Origin of the sequence: Paenibacillus sp. FSL H3-0321, from assembly GCF_038002865.1 — a bacterium.
In the GTDB taxonomy this organism is placed as follows: Bacteria; Bacillota; Bacilli; order Paenibacillales; family Paenibacillaceae; genus Paenibacillus_AQ.
Genome location: NZ_JBBODH010000001.1, coordinates 2,781,498 through 2,800,812 on the forward strand (window position 1 = coordinate 2,781,498; position 19,315 = coordinate 2,800,812).

Here is a 19,315-nt window from a genome sequence, read left to right on the forward strand (position 1 = left end):
TTGAGTATAACTTGCTGTATTTCACCCACTGCGGGGAGGTGCACCCGCAGTGTTCACGCCGCTTTGCGGCGGCTCTTCCCACGCCGGCGTGCGCGGCTGCCTGTGCGGCGGGATTTGCCGCCGCTGCCCTTCCGGCGTGCCGGCCGCGCCGTACGCCGCTTGCGGCCCGGGCGCCCGCTGCGGCGCGCCCGGGCTTTGGCGCGGCGCAGCTTGCCGCGCCGGAGCCTCGCTCTGCGCAGCCGTGTTGCGCGGCGCGAGTGGCCCTTGCCCGGCGGCTGCTGCTCCGGCTGCTCCGGCGGTGGTGGCGGTGGTTCCGCCGCCGCCACGGGTTCGCTGCTGCCCGGCGCTTCGCTTACGGGCAGTTGCACAGGCGCTCCGCCAGAGAGCGGCTCGGCGGGCTCGCTGCAGATTGGCAGCTCTACCACCGCTGCCGTGCAGTAACGGAGCTGCCAGCGCTCCGCCAGCCCCAGCAACCGTGCCCTGTAGGCCGCCGGACCGTATACGGCATCAACGCGCTCCCGCGACTGGCTGCCGATGGCTGCCGCCAGTCCCGGCTCCGCCAGCAGCGCCTTTACCCGGTCAGCCAACGCTTCGATATCCTCCGTCGGAGCGAGTTGGTTGCCGCAGCCGGCCATGTGCAGAATCTCCTGCAGCCCGCCGGAATCATAGGCGACCACCGGTTTGCCGAAGGCCATTCCCTCCAGGGCGGTCATGCCGAAACCCTCACGGATCAGGCTGGGAACAACCAGCAGATCCATTGCGCAATAGGCCGAAGGCAGACATTCTTCATATCCCGCGAACTTGAACCGGGAGGTCAGTCCCTCCAGCTTCACCTTGCGCACACAGCGGTCATAGTAGTTTTTGTCTCCGGGAGTACCAATGACGAGATACTTCGCCTTCGGATACTGTTCACTGACAAGGACGGCCATCTTGACGAAATGCTCCAGCCCCTTCTCCTTGTTGATGAAGGAGGAAATATATCCGATCAGCGGTTCATCCGGAGACACCTTGAGCTCACTCCGCCGTTCCCCCCGGAGCTTGCTCCAGGCTTCCATCATCAACTCTTTATCATTCCAGGACGGCGGGAGCTGAGTTACCTTGCCCTCGCGGATATCCGCCGGGAAACAGGCCGCAGCCGTATGCGAAATTGCCAGAATTTCATCGCTGTTCCTGTGGATCAGGTCTACACTGATCGGGGTGAACTCATTGTCCGTAATCGTCTCGGAAATCTTCCAGACCACCGGGATGCCAAGCGACTTCGCCGCCATTGCCGGCAAAGCATGCACACAAGTGCTGGAGATAATAAATGCCGGACGCAGACCAGCCAGCCAGTCTGTCATTTCTTGATATTCCCGGCTTTCCTGAAATTTGCGGATATCCGCTTCCAGTCCGGCATAAGGAGTGTACATTCCGTAGACGAGAGGAATCGACAGCAACTCTACATTCAGGCCGAAGCTGCGGGCCTGGCGCGTCAGCTTACCGTCCTGGGGCGCTACGAGAATACAGTTAAAGTATGGAGACAGCTCCCGGCCGAAGAACAGCAGCAGCTTCTCCGCACCCGTAATACTGCGCGTATTGGAAACATGGGAAAAGAGGACGATTGTAGCTTTGTCGGCCATGGTGTTTCGGCGCTCCTTGGCAAGAGGCCTCGAGCGACCATTCACCTCCCTAAAAGTTTTACGAAGCATTAGCTACGGGACAGTTCTTCATGTAAAACTCGCTTCGAAAGCACTGAATCACTTGGAGAAGCGCACTTTGCAGGCAAACGCCAAGGTCAGGTTACTTCACCAGTATATTGAGGGGGCACAGATGCCGGCACGACACCTGTCCCCTGATATACGCACATTTCCTGGTATTTTGTCCCTTTATCGGTTAGCCATAGATTACTTTCAACAGCTGATTCAGGCGTTTCGTGTAAGTGTGATCCTTCAGGGTCCGTTCAAAAGCGCGCAAGGCCATTTCCCGGCGCTCTTCTTCATGGGTCAGGTAATAGTGGACTTTTTCCATCAATTCCAGCGGGCTGGAGAAGGTGTCGATTTCTTCTCCGATCTTATAGAAGGAGCCCATATCATCTCTGGCATCACTCAGCTGCAGTGTGCCGCTGGCCGCGATCTCGAAGGTGCGCGGGTTAGGCGAAGCCGCGGGAATAACCAACGCATTGTTGTTGGCATCCTCGTCCACATGGGAACGGTGAAGGTTAATGACAATTTTGGAGCCGCTGTACGTGGTGGCTGTCTCCTGCGGCGACATCCACTTCCCGACTTCGATGCGGTCTCCATAGAGCGGAGCCTCGGGCAGACGATCCCACCAGATGCCGTTGATCACAGTGTTGTAGCTCATCAGCTCCGGCATAATATTGCGGAAGAACTCAATCCGGTTCCAGTAAGCGGAGCCGATGAAGCTGATATCCCGGCATACCGGAGAACGCCCTGTCGTCGGACGATAGTGCTCCCTGTGGGCGGCAAAGGGCAGGTAATGTACTTCTGTGCAGCCGAGGCCACGGTAGATTTCCACGCAATTGCGCTCCAGGGTGAATACGTAGTCGTAGTGCGTCACAATTTTCATGGTGAAATCGGTGTAATACGGATCATCGGTCAGCCAGATCGCCGTCTTGATGCCTCTGCTCCGCAGGACGGAGAGTTGCTCCAGCGGCAAATCAAGGCCGTCCAGCACCAGCATCAGATCGGGGGACTGCGCCGTGGCAAGCTCAATAAGGTCCTGGCGCACATCGGTAACCGTGACCTTTACGGTTAATTTCTGCAAGGCGTAAAGAACCGCATCGTCCAGCGGCGAATACGGATAGCCTTTACCCGAGGCTACGTACATGACATGAATATTGCGGACCGGAAGCAGCTGTTCCGGACGGCCGTCCAGAATGGCGAGTCTTCCCCGCAGATAGCCCTCGTCATATCCTACCTTGAAGCCGGTTAACCGTCCGCGCAGCTTTTCTTCCTCCGCAGGCGTCCGCGGCATAGGCGGTGCGGGCATAATAAATTCAGTCTTCATGAGTATTCGCTCCTTCATCCCATTTTGGAATTCACACTTGTGCTGTAAGAACATTCAATAATTGAGGCAAACGCGCCATAAACGTATGGTTGCGCAAGGTTGTCTGCAGCCCCCGCAGTGCAATCAGGCGGCGCTCCTTCTCATGAACCAAATAGTATTCGATTTTGCGCTGCAGCTCTTCAGCAGAGCCAAAGGTCTCCATGTCAAACCCCGGCCGGTAGAAGCGGTCCAGATCTTCACGGATATCGGTCAGCTGCATTGTTCCGCAAGCACTGATTTCATAGGTCCGAGGATTGATGGAACGGGACGGCAATTGAAAGGAATTCCGGTTATCCTGTCCCCCCTCCCATGGACGGTGAATATTGATGACCAGCTTTGACCCGCTATAGTAATTCGCTGTCTCCTCAGGCGGAATAAATCCGTCCTTAATAAAAGGCGAGAGCTCCTCAAACTGGGTCAGACGCTCCCAGAACCCGCCGGCGATCAGCACCTTTTTGTCCTTCAGAAAAGGAGCCAGCCCATCAAACAGCTCCGTCCGGTTGCGGAAGGCGTTGCCGATGAACACCACATCATATTGATATTGCGGATCGGTGCGGCGCGGATAGAACATTTGCGGATTCACACAGAGCGGAAGATAATGGACAGAAGCCACCCCAAGTGAGCGGTAGAATTCCACACAGCCCAGCTCATGCGTAAACACATGGTCGTAATGCTGGCTGATAACAGAAGTATCTTTGGTAAAATAAGGATCATCTACAAACCAGATTGCCGTAGAAATACCCAATTTTTTGATTTCGGTAATTTGCTCCAAATGGTTCTCGGGAAACACATGCAGCCCGTTCATAACAAGTACCGCTCCCGGCATTTCGCGTGCCGCAACTTCCAGCATGGTTTCCGGAGTGCTTAAGACCAATTCACTAACCAGCTGTCCAAGCGCCTCCGTTACACCTGCGTCTATGGCTTGAAACCCCTGGGGAACGTACATTAGCTTAAGCGGGCGGCACTCCTGCCCTGCCTCCGGAGAATTCAGGCGTTTCACGGCTTCACACAAGCCAAGACGGTATCCCTCCTGATATCCGTCCCTATATTCCTGCGGACGCTCTGTTCTCTTTTTAACTTTCACGGCTTTCACCCTGCCCCGTCATATTCTCAAGACAGTATAACTATATGCGGAGTCAGCGTTCGCCTCATGGACACCTGTCTGTATTACGGCGAAATTGGCTGATGCCCCCTGTCATCCACCCGGGTTGCCCGAACCTTTGCAGAATTTATCCACTCAGGCTACACTGAAGACAAGCCAATTGAGCGTGCAAGATATCATTCGTAAGTAGGGAGAGTGGGAGAATGAATACTATGAATAATGCCATGCTCTACGTCCGTCATGCGGAGCTGCTTCGCGATAAGGTTCCTTCCTTCCGGACTTATCCGTTTCATTTGCCGGCGGTGCGCGACCTCCATCGTCTGGAGTTTCAGAAGCAGGTTACTTTTCTGGTAGGGGAGAACGGAACTGGAAAATCAACCTTGCTGGAGGGGATTGCGGCGGCATGGGGCTTTAATCCGGAAGGCGGGACACTCAACTTCTCATTTAACACCCGGTCTTCACATTCACATCTGTATGAATTCTTTCGTATTGCCAAAGGGGTACGGCGTCCAAAGGACGGCTTCTTCCTGCGTGCGGAGAGTTATTACAATGTGGCGACTTATATTGACGAATTGGATGAAGAGCCTAAGGCAGGCAACTTCATCAAGGATTCCTACGGGGGCAAGTCATTGCATGAGCAGTCGCATGGCGAATCCTTTTTTTCCACCTTTGTTCACCGTTTTGGCGGCCAAGGCCTCTACATTCTCGACGAGCCGGAGGCTGCCCTGTCCCCGCTGCGGCAGATGTCGCTGCTGGTGCGGATGCATGAGCTGGTGCAGCAGCATTCGCAGTTCATTATCGCCACACATTCACCTATCCTGATGTCTTATCCGGGCGCAGATATCTATCTCCTGGGAGAGGAAAGCATCCGGCAGGCTGCATTGGAGGATACGGAACATTACACTGTAACCAAGGCGTTCCTGAACGACCGTCAAGGCATGCTGCGCGAGCTGCTGGGCGACGGCTAACTGGCGTTATCTGGCTTATCACAGTGCCAAGAGTATCCCCAAGCAGACTAAGCGGAACAAAATTACACAATAGTGAATACGCTTGCTATTTAAAGCTTGGACCTATCGTGACACATATTGTGGTACACGTCCTCTCATTTTGCCATCTAACCCTCATACGGTGAAATCAAGTGCACATCTACCTCTCATTACCACATCTAGCCCTGATACGGCGAAATCAAGTGCACTTCTACCCCTTCCCCACCTAGCCCGCATTCGGTGAAATCAAATGCACCTTTACCTCTCATAATTTCCTGTACATAAAAAAAGACACCCTAACGGCTGCCGTTAAAGTGTCTTCATCTATAAAATTGCTTCCTATTATACTCTAGTAGAGCTGATCATCCTTGTCCGTGAGGCAATCGGTATACTCGTTCAGAAGAGCATCCAGCTTTACGGATTGGCGAAGCACTCTTAAATCATTCATTCCATACTCAATGGCCATTCTATTCAATTCCTGTCTTGCCTGTTCAATTCTATCCTTGTGTTCATCATTTCCCATAGCGGCCCCCTTATTGGATGAGGCTGTTTCAAGCCGATTTCTTGTTATTTACTAAAGTTCCAAACACATTGTATTCCATAATCAGTTAAGGGTCAATTCCTCTGCAGAATGCCAAGTTGGGTAAGTTTTCAGCGCCTAACGTTTTTGGCCCGTAAAGTATTTTCCTGCGCCTGCGAGCTTATGCACCACCCAGCCCAGCATGGCTACGGCCATCATATCAAAGCACACATTGAACAGGAATAAATGCTTGCCGATATCCGCACGTCCGTCGCCCAGGATCGGTACCAGGAAGGAGAACAACCCGATCAGGCCCAGCAGCATCATTAGCTCACCGGCTATCCGTCCGCGTAATTCGCGGGTACGGAAATATTCGAACAGCACTCCGCCGTAATACACCAGATAGAACAAAACGAGGAAACCGAGGGTATGCGGAATATGGTTGTTTTTAAGCTGACTCCAAGCGCTGTAAGTATAGGCGAGCGCACCTGCCGGCTTATTCTCGCTCTTCTCATAGCTACCTAGATAATAAGGGCGGATAGACATACTGTTCTCAGCAGCGTATTTCATATTGTCTATCAAGCGGGAAGGATGTTTTAAATAGAAGAACAACACGTCCTTATGGGACATCCGGTCATAGAAATCCGGCGTCAGCGAAGGATCATCCTGCTTGATGGCTGTATCTCCCTGAAAATAATTCGTACCCGCCAGCACCTCCAGCCGCTCCGGCAATCCCAGATCGCGCAAATCCCCCCGCACATCCGGCGACTCATTTAGAATCCCGAAAAATACCGTTTGATAGAGATTGATATGCTTCAGTTCCTTGGGTGCCCCCACATACATAATGACTGACACAAGAAATACCGCTACCGCAAACCACCGGGCCAGCTTTTTCCAGCTGCCTGATCCCTTGAGTGCGGCCATCCGCAGGAAGATCAGCGCAAATGCTATGCCCACCGGCGCGTTTTGGATTTTGGAGCAGATCAGGAACAGCACGGCAATAAAGAACACCGTCAGCCCTTTGGGGGTAGGATGTTCCTGTCCGGCAAGTCTCAGACCCAGCGCAAATGTGAGCAGCATAAATACCATCGACACGGGTTCGCCGAACAGCGAATTGAAATAAGCCAAATATCCGATGTCATAAAAAACAAACAGCATTCCCGCACCCAGCACCAGTCCCGTAATGTAGGAACGGCCTGTGCCCAGCTTAACAATCAGCCAGGTGGCTGCCAGCAGCAGGAGGGCATAAACGGCACCCAGCAGGCGAATATCGAAATAGCTGCCGTGGAAAAGGCCGGAAATGAGCCTTGGCACCAGCACAAGCAAAATTTGCGACGAAGGATAAAACCCCCGGAACAGATTATCATAAGAAAATCTGGAATGGCTGAAGCTGAAAAAGCGGTCAGCATAACCTTCCACAGCCTCATAGTAATTCAAGCCGATCGTATTCATCATACGCAGAAAGTCGCCATTGTCGGCAACTCCGACGAACGGCTTCAGGAACAGCAGATAAATAATCAGCCCGCCCCCGGCAAGAGCCGCCAGTACCTCTGCCTTCAATAGTCTTTTCATAGTCTCCCCCTAGCGCTGCGGAAGCAGCTTCACATATTCATCAGACAGGCCCATCAGCTTCAGAATATAGTCATAGTCTTGTTTGTATGAACTGAAATCCTTCACAGGCTCCAGCGTATCCAGCGAAACGGCTTCACCGTCTTCGAAGCCTTTACCCGGCACGAACATAATTTCATCATTAAAAAAGGAACCCGTAGGGAGATAGTAACGCATGCCCACTACATTGTGGTCAACATTAAGCAGATCCTGCCCGAACGCCGTATAACCTTCTTCTTTCAGCGGAATCCCCAGCAAATTGGCCAGAGTCGGAACGAAATCCATTTGGCCTCCGGTCCGGTCCACGACCCGCCCCTGCTCCATGCCCGGAACATGAATAATAAGCGGGATGTTGAATCGGCTGACCCGCGAATCATATTTCGTTCCCAGCGCAGCTTCCACCTGCTCCGGCGGCACATCCTTAGGCTGCAGTCCAAAGTGATCGCCGTACAGCATCAGCACGGTGTTCTCCCACAGCCCGCTTTGCTTCAGTCCTTCAATCAGCGTCCCGATGGCATAGTCAGTGTAATTGATTGCCGTTAAATAATCGCCCAGCATGGTATCCTGCAAATCCTCCGGCAGCGTTATTCTTTTGGCAGCATCAGGGATCTTGAACGGGTGGTGGCTGGAGGCGGTTACCAGCTGAGCATAAAAGGGTGTCCCTTTCTGCTGCAGCTTCGCCAGCTCATCAACCGCTGTAATATACAGCTGCTCATCGGAAGCGCCGAAAGCATTGAAATGATCATTGGTATAATGGCCCTTATCATAATAGCCGTTAAAGCCCAGCGCCGGATACAGCTGATTGCGGTTCCAGAACCCCACCTTGTTCACATGAAAGGTGTAAGCTTCGTAGCCTTTATCCCGCAAAAGACGGGGCAGACTCGGCAGCTCCCGGTCTCCGAAGCCCGTTGACATCGCCAGCGTGCCTATCGGATAGATCGAGGTATTGCTCATAAATTCAGCATCCGAGGTATTGCCCGGACCAATCTGCTGATAGACATGCGGAAAATAAAAGCCCTCTCCCGCTAAGCGGTTCAGCACCGGCGTTAATTCCTGACCGTCCAGCGACTGATGCAGCGGAAAATTCTGAAAGGCTTCCATCTGGATGACAATTACATTTTTGCCCTTTTGCGAGCCGAACAAATCCGGCACCGTCCCCGGGACCTTATCACTGTATGGATAAGAAGATTGAAGTTCCGTTACTTTGGCAATGGTATCCTTGATATCTCCGGTTCCAATCAGGCCATTATCCTCCTGGGCTTTGATCGCAGCCACCACTTCGTAATTCAGAAATCCGGCGCTCTCTGCCTGAACCAGCTCATTGGTAATTCCCTTTGCCGCATGTACGGAGTAGACCGACAGCGAAGCGCCGCCTATAATGGCGGCAAGAATGACGATCAGTTGGGCTCTCCGCCCACGGGGAGACCGCCAGCTCCGCACCGGATAAGCTGTACCTCTCCGCCATCTGCGGATCAAGGCGTACAGAATCATGATCACAATATCGGCAAAAAACAGGTAATCAATGTACTCGATTGTCGATTCCACGCTCTCTTTTACCGCAAAAACCTGATTCAGCTCATAGAAAGCCAAATAGGTCGGAACCGACCCGAAATGGTTAAAATAGACACTGGACGCAAACAGCAGCAGCGACAATATTCCGTTAAAGCTCCAGTAGACCCCCGTCTTCATCCGTCCCGGTACAATCAGCGCCAGAATCCCCATGATCAGCAGAACCGGAGCAATATCCGCCGCAATCCATTCCCAGGAAATCCGGTCGAAAAACAGTATTCTCAGCAGCAGCAGCTTCAGCCAGATCAATCCGGCCACAATAAAGAAATGGGCATGCACCAGCCCAATTTTGTTCTCGCTCATTAGTTCTCCTTATTCACCCGTAATCTCTTTTGTAAATTCCACTCTTATTTTCAGTAAAATATCAGATTTCTCTAGTATAGCAATACTTGTTATGTATATCAAAGAGGGATGCGGCCTCATGCAGGCACACATCCCTCTTAAAATACATTAACAACCCCCCCCTTAATATGGAGTCGCTTCACGCCATATACCTAATCCGTAAATGACCCCTTCAAGATTATAGGTGGCCTCGATTGCCGGTGCCGTTCCCCCGCTCTCAAAGGTAATGCTTCCAGGATCTTGCTGATTCTTGACCAGCGTGTAGTCCTCCAGCCGAATGCCGAATATTCCATCTGCAACAGCTGCCGCCGCGCTCTGCAGCTTGGCATTCTCCATGTCCAGCAGCTTCTGTTCCTGCTCGGCACGCTGCTCCGGGCTATTCGGATTAGCCGGGGCTAGAGACGGATCGGAAACCTTCAGGACCGCATGAGTAACATAATTCATCGTTACAAACGAAGATGCGGATGCATCCGGTCCATAAAACAAAGTGATTTCCCCATCCATTCCCCATCCCGTGTTGCGGGCTGCTTTATTCAGCTTAACCGTGCCGCTTCTTAATTTGCTCATCGCATTCAGCCCGGTCTGCTTCAAGTCTTCCCCTATCTCCTCCTGACCCACCTCGAAGTAAGCCCCGACATATTTCCCGTTCACATAACCAATCTGCGCCTCTTCTGAGAACAGGTTCTCGCTCAACTGCGCAGCCTGATTAGGGACACGCCCGTAATCCACAAACCGTGTCAACCCATCCGCTTTGAACTCGCCCTTATAACCCAGTTCCCGCAGCTTCTCCTTGGCCTTGCCCAGCATATCGTCATCAATTTCTTCAGCAGCAAATATAGCGCTCATACTGTACATCATCACTTGCCCTGTCTCCGTGCTGACCCAGATATTGGCGTAATAGTCGCCGTCCTTAAAAATAATGCGGACCTGATCTGCTCCTACCTGCGGCTCTATGCTCTCGAAGGGCAGCTTCTTGCCAAGCTGCTCCTGCATCGTCTTCTCTGCCGTCTTGATCATCCCGGCCTCCGTAACGTCAGCGGTTTCTTCATGCTGATAGGAAGGACCGGCGGTGTTTCCTTCGCCAAAAGGTCCGGTTCCCAGGTAAAACACCCCTGCTCCCACAAGCAGCAGGACTCCGGCAGCGGCTATGCCCGCACGGAATTTAAATCCTTTCCGTTCCTGGTGCGGCTCGCCTTCCTTCACCCGGCGCATAACCTTACCGGCATGCACATCCGTAAATTTCGCCTCTTCGAATGGCCCTTTTCTAGCCCGTTCATACCACTCAGGCTCCCGTTCCCGCATCACTCCAACCCCCTTATACTTTCCTGGACTTTACGCCGCGCACGGTGCAGTCTGGATTTGACGGTTCCCGGAGATAACCGGGTCAGCTCGGCAATTTCTTTTACCGACAGCTCCGCTCTTAAATCGAGCACCAGCACTTCACGGAATTTATCCGGCAGCTTCATAATAATGCTCCAAATGTCGTCGATATGGCGGTTGCCGAGATACTCCATCTCCGCCGAACGGGTAATGCCGGTCTGTTCCAGCACGAACCCTTCATTGCCGGAGCCGGAAGGACTCAGGGTTTGAACTCCGCCCCACAGGCCTGATCGGAAGAAACGTGATTTGCGGTAGGAAAACACCGTATTACGCGCAATCGTGAGCAGCCACGCCTTCAGTGAGGAAGTTCCCCGGTAGGTCCCGATCCGGTAATAGCATTTGACGAATACCTCCTGCGCCAGATCATCCGCCTGTTCGGAATTGCCGGTGAGATAATAGATATAATGCCAAATATCCTCGCCATACAGGCTCATGATTCGCCTCAGCTGTTCTTCATCCATTGTTTCTGCTGCTTTAAGATTATCGAGTTCCAATACATTCACCTCACTACATATGACCTCACTGCCAGCTAACGGGTTCCCGTTTGGCAAAATTTCTTTATGGATACAGCAAAAAAAAAAAAAAAAAAAACGGAAGGCCGCAGCCTCCCGCCAAATGATAGGGTTGATCAAACATTGAAATAAGTGCCGATTCTCAAATTATTGAACATTCTTCCATAAATTATAACGTTTGCCGATTCAAACGGTCAATGTGTCAGCCCAGCGGAGAGTGCGCCAGCAGTCTTTGAATAGAACGGTTGGCCTCATGCAGCACAACCTCCTTATCTACCGTCTTCAACAGACCATGATCCATCACGATTTCACCGTCGATGATTGTCGTCTCCACATCTGCCCGGGTGGCGGAATAGACAATACGGGAAATCGGATCTACATCAAAGGAGGGGAAGGTATGAAAGTTGTAGAGGTTGAGAATCGCCAGATCGGCTTTTTTGCCTACCTCGATGCTGCCGATCTTGTCTTCCATGCCTACCGCCTTGGCCCCGCCGATGGTCGCCATCCGGAAGACACTTCTTGCATCCATCGTGGTCGGCCCATGCTGCGGTTTCTGGATGATTGCAGCGAGCCGCATCTCATTGAACATATCCAGGTTGTTGTTGCAGGGCGCACCGTCCGCACCGAGACTGAGATGGATGTGGGTCTCCAGCATCCCCGGTGTATCGGCGATCCCGGAAGCCAGCTTCAGATTGGAGCCCGGACAGTGGCTGACATGTACCCCGCGGTCCCGCAAAATCTTTTTCTCCTCGTCATCCAGCCATACACAATGCGCGAGAATCAAGCGATCATTCGCCAGCCCCAAATGATCAAGGTAGACGACATTGCGCATGCCGGTCATCGCCTGGACAATCTCGATCTCCCCCAAATTTTCCGAAGCATGGGTATGCACCTTAACTCCATAGCGGGCCGACAGATCCCGTACTTCCTTCAGCAGCGGCTCCGTGCAGGAGATGACAAAACGCGGCGAGAAGGCGTACTGGATCCGGCCCCCGCCATAGCCATGCCATTTCTCCAGCAAATCCACGCTCTCCTGAAGAGAGGCAGCCGTCTCCTCCTGCAGGGCTGCCGGAACCTCGTCATTCTTCTGATCCATCATCACCTTGCCGGACAGGGCGCGTATGCCGCTCTTGGCTATGGCCTGGAAAGCATAATCCGTATGGTTCACCGTTTCCATATCCACAATGGTCGTTGTGCCGCTGGAAATCAACTCCCCTATGCCCAGCATGGCGGAGTAATAGAGTGATTCCTCATCATGCGCCGCTTCCAGCGGCCAGATCCGCTTGCGCAGCCAATCCATCAGCTCCAGATCATCGGCTTTGCCGCGGAAGAGCGTCTGGCATAGATGAATATGCGTCTGTACAAAACCGGGAATGACCGTACGGTTCTTCGCGTCAATGACCCGTTCACCGTCCTGCGGCTGCAGCCCGCTGCCGATTTCCACAATCAGGCTGTCCTTAATGCGGATGTCCCCGTAAAGAATCTCCTCCTGCTTGTTCATCGTAATAATCTCCGCATGTTTGATCAGTATGTTCGCCATGATCCGATTCCCCCTTGTCAGATAACAGTTAGCTGCTGCAGATAACACAAAAAGGCCACAAAAATATGCCGCAGCATATTTTCGTAGCCAGAAATTTACGGTTCCCGGTAGAGACCCTTAAACCAATTATTAAGGATATACGAAAGAAAAGACTATTCAATTGTTTTCTGAATAGTCCCATCATAAAGTAAGGATAGGTTTATTGTCAACTAAAGTTACATATAAATGCAGTAACCCTTTAAATTCTGATGAAAAGATCCCAAAAAGGTCAATTCAACGATTTTAATGTTAACTAATATTACATAAAGTTCATTTTTGAAGGGAATGTTCCTTAAGCTTGTCCGTCCAGTTTCGCCGCGCCTTCCAGCACCTTCTCAAATACCGGGAAATTCGCTGTACGGCCGGGGAACGAGACTTCACCCCTGCGCTCATAGCCAAGTCTGGGATATAAGCTAAGCGCTATGGTATTCTTCATATATGTATCCAGCCGGATGCTGCTGTATCCGCAGTTCACAGCATACTCCTCGGCAAAAGCGGTCAGCTTCCGCGCGATGCCCTTGCCCTGCACCTCCGGATGAACAGCCAGGCGATGCATGATTAAATGCCGTCCCTGCTCCTGCGACCAGCGAATCTCCCCGTACTGCTCCGCCTGATTCTCGTCCAATACAATAATACCTGCAATGGCTTCATTGTCGATATAGACATACAGTGTGCCGCACTCGATATCGAGACCGATAACTTCCCGGTTAGGGTAGCTCTCATTCCATTGGTCGCTACCGCCGGCCTGCATAACCTGTACACATTTGGCAATCAGCTCCATAATCTCCCCGATTTCTTCTCTCAGCGCCTTCCGAATCTTATTACCGCTCATGTGTACCCTCCACTTTTCTATCGACATTTGAATCCGGCAAGGATTCTGTAAAGAAAGTCTACCATAACCGGAAGTACAATCAATAGACCAGAGCTTTCCAACTGCTCCAGAGCGGGCGGATCAGAGGGAAGCGGCCTATAGAGGAGTAGCGGCGGTTTAACCTTCACCAGCCCTCTAATTGGCCCCTTACCCTTTGGCCTTGGATGTCTCAGCCCAGCTCCAGCTTATGCCCGTCCTCGAAGCCCTTGGCGAAACCGGCGTCGAACCCCACGTTGTATGCTTCGGTGTAGCCCTGCTGAAAGGCGTCTCCCGGCGGCGTTTCCGGAGGGACGCCAAGATCCGGGGGGAGCTGTACTACCTGAGGCGCCGGAGGAGCTTCAACCACTGGGACCACCTGCACGGGTACCATATGCACTGGCGGCTGCACTACCGGCTGAACTATCGGCTGCACAGACGGATGCACTACCTGGATTTTCTGCACAATCCGGCGGCGTTGTCTTCTCTTCTTGCGCACCAACAGACCTTTTGGGGCTCTGCCATAACGAACTTTGCGGCTGCGGCCTCTGCCGATCCTGGCCTTCCGGGATAGCAACAATGTTCGTCTGCGGGTTCCCCTGCCTGAACGCTTGATAGCTTTCTTCCTCTTCATTCTTCTACTCCTCCTGTACTCCATGCACTCTTGAGGTTCCTCCTGCACATGTCTTGCTCAGCCATGGCGCAGCAGGAATTCCCCGTTTGGGCTGATGCAGCGAAATGCCGGACATCATCCGGCACATGGCGCTTTGGTACTGGCTTAGGATTCTGATATTGTCGCTTAGCTTGCGGGCTGTCAGCTCCGATTGCCCCGTTATTTCGGCGATGCTCTCCAAGATCGCGGCGAGTGCGGCCTGGCTGCGGGCAATGGAGCGGATCATCTCCAGCTTGACGGCGTGTTCGGAGAGAAGCCCGCCGCTCATTTGTCGTCGTCCCCGAAATTAAAGCCTTCACCGGACATGCCGCCAAAGCCCTCGCCGCCGCCGCCTTCTTCCTCACCGCTGCCCAGCACTGCCTTTAAATTGCTGTACAGCCCATTCTCCAATTTCGTCAGCCCTTCCACCATTTCCACGATCACTTCATGAATGGAGAGGGATTGCTTCAACTGCTCTTCATGGGTATCGAACGCTCTAGCGTGGATATGATGCTGCGTCCACTGCTTCACCTTTTCCGCTTCCACCGCTTTGGCTTCAAGAATCATCGCGATGTTCCACTGGATAGTAGCGGTCGACTCCAGCATTTGCAGATAAGCCTTTTCTCTGCTCATCTTCCGCCTCCTGCTCTTTTAATCGCTACTCTTCTTCCTGACCGTTTAATTCCTTGATGACTCTGCCTACCCCTTCAGCCATCGCTTCTTCCAGATCGGCTATCGCGTTCAAGTAAGCAATAATATTCTTGTTAACCTGACCGTGGCTTTCTACCAGCCCGCTGAATCCGCCAAAATCAGGCTCCGCATCCGGCAGATCATGGACTATTTGCGACATACGGACGGCAACGTGGCGTTCGGCGTCAAGAATCCGCGCCATCTGTTCGTGCGTATGGGCCATGTGCTGCAGCACTTTTGTTATTTTATTCTGCACCTTCATGTCTCCTTTGCTCAAACGCCCTGCTACAGCATATGCGGCAAGCGCCTTGACGGTGCGGAGAACCGGTGTAACTTTGCGGGGGGCCAGAAGACTTTTGCTGAGAATAGGCGGAGATTGACAACTGCGGAAAGTCAGATTATTCTGAGGATGAAATTGAATTTTTTACCATACATAGATTAGGAATCAGTTCCTGACCGGATTGGAGGTAATGTATGAAACTGGCAGGCAACCGTCTGGATTTGCAGCCTTTAACCGCAGCGGAGCTCTCGCTCGCCACAGAGAATTATGCCGGGCTGAAGCACGCTCTTGGCATGAACGCTGGCGGCGCCTCCTTGGATGAGGAAATGCAGTATGCTATGCGGATCAGGCATTCCAGAGTGCAGCAGGATGAGGAAAATTACCTCTGGCTGACCAACTGGGCCATTATTCAGCGCAGGCACCAGCAGATTATCGGGTATATCATCCTGAAAGGCTGTCCGAATGAACAAGGGGAGGTCATTATAGGCTACTGCATTGACGAATGGCATTGGGGAAAAGGCTATGCTACAGAGGCAGTGCGGACTATCAGCGAATGGATCTTCAACGATCCCAGGGCGCAATGGATTATTGCTGATACGGAAAAGGATAATTGGGCTTCTCACAAAGTCCTGGAGCATCTGGGCGCGCATATGTACCGTGACACGGGTGATTTGTTCTGGTGGAGAATTGCACGGCCGGCTAACACTGTATCCTCCATACAATAATCTGCAACGAAACTCTCATTTCTTGTACAATGAAAAACACGCCGCCCTTAAGGCAGCGTGTCTTTCAGCTTCTCACCCGCTTCACGCAGTGACTGGAATGTTCCCGCATCACTCCACCATTCCTTAAGCACATCATAGCTGAGCATGCGGTCGGCAGCGTAAATGTTGTTCACATCGGTAATTTCCAGCTCCCCCCTTTGGGAAGGGGACACGCGGCGGATAATATCGAACACGGCCTCATCGTACATATAAATGCCGGTTACACAATAGTTGGTCTTCGGGATCTCCGGCTTCTCTTCGATGTACGCAATCAATGTTGAATCCTCGCCGTCAAACACCGGAACGCCGTATCTCCGCGCATCCTCCACCGGCTTCAGCAGCACTTTCGCCGTGCCTTCGGGCTGCTGAAGATAGCTCTGCACATAAGGCGTCAGATCATCCATAAAAAGATTGTCACCCAGCAGCACGATAAACCTTTCGCCAGGAAGAATAAATCCCTCCGCCAGCTCCAGCGCTTCCGCGATACCTCCTGCGGCTTCCTGAATTTTGTAAGTCAGAGATACGCCAAATTCCGCACCGCTGCCCAAAAAATCGGTATACTGCCCCGCAGACTGCTTGCTGATGACCAGGAGAATATCGGTTATACCCCCCCGGCGCAACCGGTCTATACCGTAACACACCATAGGATATTTGCCGACCGGAAGCAAATGTTTGTTCATAAGCCGGGTCAGCGGATAGAGTCTTGTTCCTTTTCCGCCCGCCAATATGACTCCTTTCACTTACTTTCCTCCTCTTTATCTGTGTCTTTAGTCTTCGGGTCAACATTTCAGAAGAACTGTGCCGGATCCATATGCCATTTATCTATAAAAATCCTGCGGTTTCGCTCCACAAGCTCCTTAAGTGCAGAGGAGTATACCTCCTTGAAGCTCGCGCTTCCTTCATGATGCACCAGGCAATCCCCGGCAATCAGCAGCCGGTAGCCACGCAGCCGGGCGCGGAAGCAGTAATCATCATCCTCATAATGTCCAGGTGAATACCGTTCATCCAGCAGTCCAACAGTGTCCATCAGCTCTCGTTTGAACAAAAAGCACAGGCCCACCAACCGTCTCGTCTCTATCCATTTCGAGGGATCTTGGAGGTTGGCCTGCCGGGCCTCCGCATGAAAACCCGGTATATCACTGTATGCAGTCTTGACCTGCTGCTGGCCGCTGGCATAGTTGGTCACGGGACCGGCAATACCAACTTCCGGTGCGCTGTATAGTGCTGCCTTAAGGTTCCTTAGCCAGCCCTGCGAGACGACAACATCATTATTCAACAGCAGCAGCTCATCGCCTGAAGCGAGTTGCATCCCCATATTGCAGGCAACGGGAAACCCGCGGTTCTCAGGCAGGGAGATAAAGGTTAGATTATTTGTCCGGCAGTACGTGTCGGTACCATCCTTCGAAGCGTTGTCGATCACAATGATTTCATACGGCGTTTCGGTGTAGGCCCGGATGGCTTCCACACAGGTCCGCAGCAGTTCAAGTCCGTTATATGTCGGAATAATGATACTGGTCATTGTCATAACCGGTTCCTCCAGGCAGCCATTTGCCTGCGCTGCTCCTGCAGTCGCTCGCCAGAGAGCACTCCGCTCACTTCCCTGTGCGCAATAACCGCCTGCAGCGCTTCCGCATGATCGCCGATAATCAGCTGTTCCACCGAGTTGCCGGCTCCCGTATTCCCTTTGCGCAGCCGGTTATGCTTGATGACATTAACCGTTCCGGCCTTCTCCACCCGCAGCCGATTCAGAATGGAGAGGGCTTGCGCTTTCGGGGGAACCATCAGTTCACGGTAACCGATGGTTTCCAGTGCACGGCGGGACAAGGCATGGGGAACAGCGGTCATGGAGCTCACCCCGAGATCACTCCGGCCTAGAACCCCGTTTAAATACAGCTTGCAGCGGGTGACATCATCACTTGCGCCAAATGGCGGCAGCAGGCCATCCAGATCATTAAGCGCAACATCAATTCCGCTGTCTACAGCTGCTGCAAAAAGGGCCAGCTGCCGCGCCGGAATGCTCATGTCTCCATCCAGAAAGAGCAGAATATTCCCCCGGCTGAGCTTGGCGCCAAGCGCACGCCCCACATCATGACCGGCCGATTCGGGGCAATGCACGACCGTTGCCCGTGTGCATATTCTGGATTGCTGAAAGCTGTTGTCGCTGCAGCCGTTCAGCACCACGATGATCTCCGCCGGCTCCAGAAGCTCCACCTGCTCCAGGAGACCGGGCAAGGTACGCGCCTCATCTCTTGCCGAGATGATGACGGACAGCAAGCCGCGCAATTTCGGAAGCATCCGCTGCGGTTTCACGGCAGCGGATGCTTCTGCCGCCGTGCGCCGGACAGCAGAGCCGCGGGCTGCGGATAATCCCGCTCCCGTAAGCCGTTCAGAGGAGCTGCCAGCCGCTATTGAATCTGCTCCTCTTTTATTAGATGCAGACTTCCTGATGCCCGGAATACCTGCTCCGCTCCGGCGGGGAGACGTGCCGGCGGAAAACGTTCTTCTCCGTTTCGAACGTAATACGGCCTTATAGCCAATAGCCATTACCTCACCATCTCCCTTCGCCGGGTGCCGTCGCTGAATCCCGCCCTCTCCCCCTTGAGCTCGAGCAGCATAGACACAGCATCGAGGTGATCCCTGAGAATAATCTCCTGCAAGGGGTCCCTTCCGCCGCGCTTGCGGCGGACAGCATTCAGTTTGCCAACAGGCACTTTATGCACTTCCCTTACACTCAAGCCTTCTAGCAATGCGCGGGCATAAGCCAGCGGCGGCCTTGACAATAGACCGCTCCCCAGCACATTAAGCGCCTTGCGGCTGAGCGCATGGGGAACCGCCGTCAGTGAATACCCCTTCAGGTCGGAACGTCCGAGCATAATGTTCAGTGCATACTTGGAGAGCACCACAGGATGCGGAACCCTGCTGCGGACCGGCCCGGAATAATCATTAAGCGCTACATCCGTCCCGCCGCGGATTGCACTTACGAATGGACGCAGCTGCGCGGCGGGAATGACAAGATCCCCATCTGTAAACAGCAGGACCTCCCCTTTGGCCGCATCCGCTCCGACACTTCGGCCAACATCGTGTCCAAGCGGCTGCTCGAAAGAGATGACATGGGCACCCATAGATTTCGCTATTTCCGCCGTTTTATCGGCAGAGCCATTAACAATCACAATAACCTCACAGCGCGGATGAACACCCCTGGCTCCGGCAATCACACCGGCAATCGTCCTGGCCTCATTCATAGCCGGAATAATAACCGACACGTAAGGCTCGGGATGATTCTGTGCAGGACGTACAGCTACGGGCCGCACTGGCCGGGAGTTCCGCCGCGCTGGTCGAGCTGCCCGCCGCCCCGTGCGGCGGGCAGATGTTCGTTTATGCTTCAAGCTCATCCACCTTCCTTGCAGGGCATACTGCCGGGCTTAGGGTTACATCACAG

Annotated in this window: 20 protein-coding genes and 1 riboswitch; of the genes, 2 read left to right on the forward strand and 18 right to left on the reverse strand. The window is 53.1% G+C overall.

Annotated elements, in window-relative coordinates:
* Window positions 1-53 precede the first annotated feature (53 nt).
* From MHI45_RS12220 to MHI45_RS12230, 3 genes are all read right to left on the reverse strand, one after another.
* The gene (locus tag MHI45_RS12220; protein ID WP_076110795.1) at window positions 54-1,619 is read right to left on the reverse strand and encodes a glycosyltransferase family 4 protein; all 1,566 of its coding nucleotides are present in this window, start codon (window positions 1,617-1,619) and stop codon (window positions 54-56) included.
* Window positions 1,620-1,872: 253 nt separating this feature from the next.
* Window positions 1,873-3,006: a glycosyltransferase family protein gene (locus tag MHI45_RS12225; protein WP_083675629.1), complete on the reverse strand. Its 1,134-nt coding sequence runs from the start codon at window positions 3,004-3,006 to the stop codon at window positions 1,873-1,875.
* 31 nt (window positions 3,007-3,037) lie between these two features.
* Window positions 3,038-4,138 carry a CgeB family protein gene (locus MHI45_RS12230; protein ID WP_439823164.1) on the reverse strand — a complete coding sequence of 367 codons (1,101 nt, stop codon included), beginning with the start codon at window positions 4,136-4,138 and terminating at the stop codon, window positions 3,038-3,040.
* A gap of 212 nt (window positions 4,139-4,350) precedes the next feature.
* Between MHI45_RS12230 and MHI45_RS12235 the strand changes: the two genes are divergently transcribed.
* The gene (locus MHI45_RS12235) at window positions 4,351-5,115 is read left to right on the forward strand and encodes an AAA family ATPase (protein WP_083675630.1); all 765 of its coding nucleotides are present in this window, start codon (window positions 4,351-4,353) and stop codon (window positions 5,113-5,115) included.
* Window positions 5,116-5,482: 367 nt separating this feature from the next.
* Here MHI45_RS12235 and MHI45_RS12240 read toward each other — a convergent pair whose 3' ends face one another.
* The 11 genes from MHI45_RS12240 to MHI45_RS12290 form a co-directional block, all read right to left on the reverse strand.
* The gene (locus MHI45_RS12240; RefSeq protein WP_076110797.1) at window positions 5,483-5,656 is read right to left on the reverse strand and encodes an aspartyl-phosphate phosphatase Spo0E family protein; all 174 of its coding nucleotides are present in this window, start codon (window positions 5,654-5,656) and stop codon (window positions 5,483-5,485) included.
* 135 nt (window positions 5,657-5,791) lie between these two features.
* Window positions 5,792-7,225 (reverse strand): glycan biosynthesis hexose transferase WsfD, encoded by a 1,434-nt coding sequence (gene wsfD / locus MHI45_RS12245; protein ID WP_076110798.1) that lies wholly within the window; start codon window positions 7,223-7,225, stop codon window positions 5,792-5,794.
* 9 nt (window positions 7,226-7,234) lie between these two features.
* Window positions 7,235-9,133 carry an LTA synthase family protein gene (locus MHI45_RS12250; protein ID WP_076110799.1) on the reverse strand — a complete coding sequence of 633 codons (1,899 nt, stop codon included), beginning with the start codon at window positions 9,131-9,133 and terminating at the stop codon, window positions 7,235-7,237.
* Between the two features lie 162 nt (window positions 9,134-9,295).
* Window positions 9,296-10,474, reverse strand: coding sequence for a hypothetical protein (locus MHI45_RS12255; protein WP_076110800.1), 1,179 nt, complete (start codon window positions 10,472-10,474; stop codon window positions 9,296-9,298).
* Entirely contained in the window at window positions 10,474-11,055 is a 582-nt protein-coding gene (locus MHI45_RS12260; protein ID WP_306080825.1) for an RNA polymerase sigma factor, read from the reverse strand. The genes MHI45_RS12255 and MHI45_RS12260 overlap by 1 nt, the downstream gene beginning before the upstream one ends.
* Window positions 11,056-11,266: 211 nt before the next feature.
* The gene (locus MHI45_RS12265) at window positions 11,267-12,604 is read right to left on the reverse strand and encodes a 5'-deoxyadenosine deaminase (RefSeq protein WP_038596015.1); all 1,338 of its coding nucleotides are present in this window, start codon (window positions 12,602-12,604) and stop codon (window positions 11,267-11,269) included.
* 64 nt (window positions 12,605-12,668) lie between these two features.
* Window positions 12,669-12,767: riboswitch (purine riboswitch) on the reverse strand.
* A 168-nt stretch (window positions 12,768-12,935) separates the two neighbouring features.
* Window positions 12,936-13,475 carry a GNAT family N-acetyltransferase gene (locus tag MHI45_RS12270; RefSeq protein ID WP_340896749.1) on the reverse strand — a complete coding sequence of 180 codons (540 nt, stop codon included), beginning with the start codon at window positions 13,473-13,475 and terminating at the stop codon, window positions 12,936-12,938.
* A gap of 208 nt (window positions 13,476-13,683) precedes the next feature.
* Window positions 13,684-14,124 (reverse strand): hypothetical protein, encoded by a 441-nt coding sequence (locus MHI45_RS12275; protein ID WP_340896748.1) that lies wholly within the window; start codon window positions 14,122-14,124, stop codon window positions 13,684-13,686.
* A gap of 4 nt (window positions 14,125-14,128) precedes the next feature.
* Complete coding sequence (locus MHI45_RS12280) at window positions 14,129-14,431, reverse strand: hypothetical protein (RefSeq protein WP_076110804.1); 303 nt, start codon at window positions 14,429-14,431, stop codon at window positions 14,129-14,131.
* On the reverse strand, window positions 14,428-14,775 hold the full coding sequence (locus tag MHI45_RS12285) for a restriction endonuclease subunit S (protein ID WP_076110805.1): 348 nt from the start codon (window positions 14,773-14,775) through the stop codon (window positions 14,428-14,430). The genes MHI45_RS12280 and MHI45_RS12285 overlap by 4 nt, the downstream gene beginning before the upstream one ends.
* 25 nt (window positions 14,776-14,800) lie before the next feature.
* Window positions 14,801-15,088, reverse strand: coding sequence for a hypothetical protein (locus tag MHI45_RS12290; RefSeq protein WP_038596026.1), 288 nt, complete (start codon window positions 15,086-15,088; stop codon window positions 14,801-14,803).
* A 218-nt stretch (window positions 15,089-15,306) separates the two neighbouring features.
* On the opposite strand from MHI45_RS12290, the gene MHI45_RS12295 reads away from it, so the two are divergent.
* Window positions 15,307-15,837, forward strand: a complete 531-nt coding sequence (locus tag MHI45_RS12295) for a GNAT family N-acetyltransferase (protein WP_341119087.1) — start codon at window positions 15,307-15,309, stop codon at window positions 15,835-15,837.
* Window positions 15,838-15,884: 47 nt separating this feature from the next.
* Here MHI45_RS12295 and MHI45_RS12300 read toward each other — a convergent pair whose 3' ends face one another.
* The 4 genes from MHI45_RS12300 to MHI45_RS12315 are packed head-to-tail and all read right to left on the reverse strand — an operon-like array spanning window position 15,885 to window position 19,268.
* The gene (locus tag MHI45_RS12300) at window positions 15,885-16,616 is read right to left on the reverse strand and encodes a sugar phosphate nucleotidyltransferase (protein ID WP_038596028.1); all 732 of its coding nucleotides are present in this window, start codon (window positions 16,614-16,616) and stop codon (window positions 15,885-15,887) included.
* Between the two features lie 47 nt (window positions 16,617-16,663).
* Window positions 16,664-17,401 (reverse strand): glycosyltransferase family 2 protein, encoded by a 738-nt coding sequence (locus MHI45_RS12305; RefSeq protein WP_076110808.1) that lies wholly within the window; start codon window positions 17,399-17,401, stop codon window positions 16,664-16,666.
* Window positions 17,398-18,420 carry a glycosyltransferase family 2 protein gene (locus MHI45_RS12310; RefSeq protein WP_341119088.1) on the reverse strand — a complete coding sequence of 341 codons (1,023 nt, stop codon included), beginning with the start codon at window positions 18,418-18,420 and terminating at the stop codon, window positions 17,398-17,400. The genes MHI45_RS12305 and MHI45_RS12310 overlap by 4 nt, the downstream gene beginning before the upstream one ends.
* A complete protein-coding gene (locus MHI45_RS12315) occupies window positions 18,420-19,268 on the reverse strand; it encodes a glycosyltransferase family 2 protein (protein ID WP_341119089.1) in 849 nt (282 codons plus the stop codon). Before MHI45_RS12315 ends, MHI45_RS12310 begins: the two co-directional genes overlap by 1 nt.
* Between the last annotated feature and the right edge of the window lie 47 nt (window positions 19,269-19,315).